The 2,845-nt window shown below is 36.6% G+C and carries 4 protein-coding genes and 1 pseudogene; 1 reads left to right on the forward strand and 4 read right to left on the reverse strand.

Features of this window, described 5'->3' with window-relative positions; genetic code table 11:
• The 3 genes and pseudogenes from AB0O34_RS36550 to AB0O34_RS36560 form a co-directional block, all read right to left on the reverse strand.
• Window positions 1-804: Nramp family divalent metal transporter (locus AB0O34_RS36550; protein ID WP_363923552.1), on the reverse strand; the 804-nt coding region annotated here is incomplete at its 3' end.
• 174 nt (window positions 805-978) lie between these two features.
• Window positions 979-1,336: pseudogene (locus AB0O34_RS36555) on the reverse strand (integrase core domain-containing protein); the annotation flags it as partial.
• Window positions 1,337-1,390: 54 nt separating this feature from the next.
• On the reverse strand, window positions 1,391-2,071 hold the full coding sequence (locus tag AB0O34_RS36560; RefSeq protein ID WP_363923554.1) for an IS6 family transposase: 681 nt from the start codon (window positions 2,069-2,071) through the stop codon (window positions 1,391-1,393).
• 50 nt (window positions 2,072-2,121) lie between these two features.
• Between AB0O34_RS36560 and AB0O34_RS36565 the strand changes: the two genes are divergently transcribed.
• A complete protein-coding gene (locus tag AB0O34_RS36565; protein WP_101812836.1) occupies window positions 2,122-2,265 on the forward strand; it encodes an IS3 family transposase in 144 nt (47 codons plus the stop codon).
• Window positions 2,266-2,371: 106 nt separating this feature from the next.
• Here the strand turns inward: AB0O34_RS36565 and AB0O34_RS36570 are convergent.
• The coding region (locus tag AB0O34_RS36570) for an MFS transporter (RefSeq protein WP_363923556.1) at window positions 2,372-2,845 on the reverse strand (474 nt) is incomplete at its 5' end.

The following is a 2,845-nucleotide window of genomic DNA, read 5'->3' on the forward strand; positions in this document are numbered from 1 at the left end:
GGCGATTTCATCTTCATCCGTACGATTTATCTTTCGAGTCTGAGACACAGCCGAATGTAGATATAAATTATGAGGCATAACGGTTGCACCAATAATCCCTAATGCACCAGTTAAAGGCGTTTGACCACCAATTGAATGTGTAGAGGAGAACGTTTCACCAGTCGGAACCAATCCTTTAAGTACATCCCCCCAATTAGGATCAGACAACGCTACTTGATAAACAAACACAAAAAGAATTACAAAAATCAAACAGACAACTATTGCTTCAATTTTTCTAAAACCAACTTTCGTTAACAACAATAATATTAAAACATCAAATACCGTAATAAAGACTGCGACGACAAGCGGAATATTAAAAAGTAAATAAAGAGCAATTGATGCGCCAATTACTTCCGCAATATCTGTTGCCATAATCGCTAATTCCGTTAAAATCCATAAAATGATTCCTAGTTTTTTACTCGTTCTCGCTCGAATTGCTTGAGCTAAATCCATTTGACTAACAATTCCCAATTTAGCAGCCATATATTGTAATAGCATTGCAATTAAACTAGACATTAAAATGACCGACATTAATAAATACTGGAAGTTTTGCCCACCCGTAATCGAAGTAGACCAGTTGCCTGGATCCATATATCCCACAGCAACTAATGCTCCCGGTCCAGAATAGGCGAACAGGGTTTTCCAAAAGCCTTTGCCTTTGGGTACCTCGACAGTTCCGTTAATTTCCTCTAAAGAGGGACCATTCGCATGCTGAATTAATCGAGGTTTGTGCTCTTTACCAGACTGACTTGTTGTATCTTTCAAAATATTTCCACCTTCCTTTAAGAATATTATAAGTATACACCTCTTTTTTATAAAATTAAAGCAAAATATTAGGCAAACCTAAAAAAAAATAAACATCGCCTAATTTAATATTATTTGCCTTCATTTCATTTGTATCGGAATGAATCAATTGTACACTGGACCAATGTCAAATATTTAGACACAAAATGAGCTATATTTTCTTAAAATAATTTTCTTCTTTCTGATTTGGAGTTAAACCCTTGTTGGCGGAATGAGGATTATAATTGTTATAAAATTGTTCGATGTATTCAAAGCAAGAGAGTTGAACTTCTTGAATGGAGTGATAAGTTCTGCGATTAATTTCTCGTTGTTTAAGATACTTGAAAAAGACCTCAGTGACGGCATTATCATAAGGATATCCAGGCTTGGAGTAAGAAGCAAGCAATTGATGCTCATCTAATAACTTTCTAAAGGAAGCTGATTTAAATTGGCTTCCTTGATCCGAATGAAAGATAATTGGTTCCTTAGGCTTCCTCTTATTTATAGCTATTTCGGTTCTGTTGCGAAGTTTGAAAATCAAACGCGCCCGCTCTGAACTCCAAATATCTTAGGCTGGTATTCCCATTAATACCTTGATTTCAGTAGACACCGCAAAGCCGAAGAGCGTTCCATTTCTTCGGTTCTTTTTATATATTCCTCGAAGGGTCTCCATGCCCTTAATCGTGGAAGAGGCTGTACGGAGACTTTGATAAAATTTATTCCGTCGTTTAATAGGTCGATGGTCTTGTTCTATTAAATTGTTAAGATACTTCACAGTTCGGTGCTCTGTCTTAGTATATAAACCCACACTCTGTAACTTTCTAAAGGCGGAGCCAAGAGAAGGTGCTTTATCGGTCACAATTGCTTTCGGCTCACCAAACTGTTTATGGAGTCGTTTTAAGAAAGCATAGGCTGCTTGCGTATTCCGTTTCTTTCGTAACCAGATATCTAAGGTTAAGCCGTCCGCATCAAGTGCACGATAAAGATAATGCCAACGTCCCTTAATTTTGATATAGGTTTCGTCCATTTTCCATGAATAGAAGGATTGTCTATTTTTCTTCTTCCAAAGATAATAGAGGACTTTGCTGTACTCTTGCACCCAACGATAAATCGTAGTATGACAAACATTTATTCCACGATCATATAACAATTCCTGAACTTCACGATAGCTTAGATTGTAACGCAGGTAGTAACCAACAGCGACAATAATGACGTCTTTTTTGAATTGTTTGCCTTTAAAATGATTCATTACTCTGTCCTCTCTGTCTTTTTTCTCAATTTTACACTAAAATAGATTTTTTGGAAAACTTTGCAACAGAACCTATTGGAGAATTCAAGGAAATCACAAAGAATTACGTCGATTGGTTTAACAATCGACGAATATCACAGAAAACAAAAGGCATGACTCCCTGCGAATACAGGGAACATGCCTTAGCAGTTTAAAAATATTCAATTTTGTCTTGCACTTTACGGCTCATGCTGTTTTAGACTCTTTTTTATGCAATTTTGTCTTAGTTTTTAATAATTTAATGCGCTTTAAAGTAGTTTTTTATGATTTGCTTTTTATTAATTTGCTGGCTTTAATGAAATCTCGTTGTATCCAGAATGAGATTAGCAGTGCCAATAGATCAATCAAAATAAAGGCAGCTAATGTCAAAGTATAATTGTGGAACAGTTGATGTGTTAATGATAATAGTAATAGTCCAACAACTCCGGCAGCAGCCCATGCTGTCAGTACATATCCATGAACAGCTCCTAATTCTTTAGTACCAAAGACATCACCTAAGTAGGCTGGGATGACAGAAAAGCCTGCTCCATAACAAGACATCAACAAGCATAATGCAATGACAAATAGGAGCGGTAATTTGAAGATGAGCATGGCTGAAAGCATTACAATATCGAGAATAAAAATGGTACTGAAAGTAGCAGGGCGCCCGATATAATCAGACAAAGTTGCCCATATCAAACGTCCAAAGCCATTGAAAAGGCCTATGATTCCAACCATAATTGCGGCTGTTTGGAC

Source organism: Sphaerisporangium sp. NPDC088356 (assembly GCF_040685555.1).
GTDB lineage: Bacteria > Actinomycetota > Actinomycetes > Streptosporangiales > Streptosporangiaceae > Sphaerisporangium.

What these genes read in the sequence shown, in the direction of transcription:
- AB0O34_RS36560 (WP_363923554.1), bottom strand. Translation starts at nt 2,071, where the DNA reads ATGAATCATTTTAAAGGCAAACAATTCAAAAAAGACGTCATTATTGTC.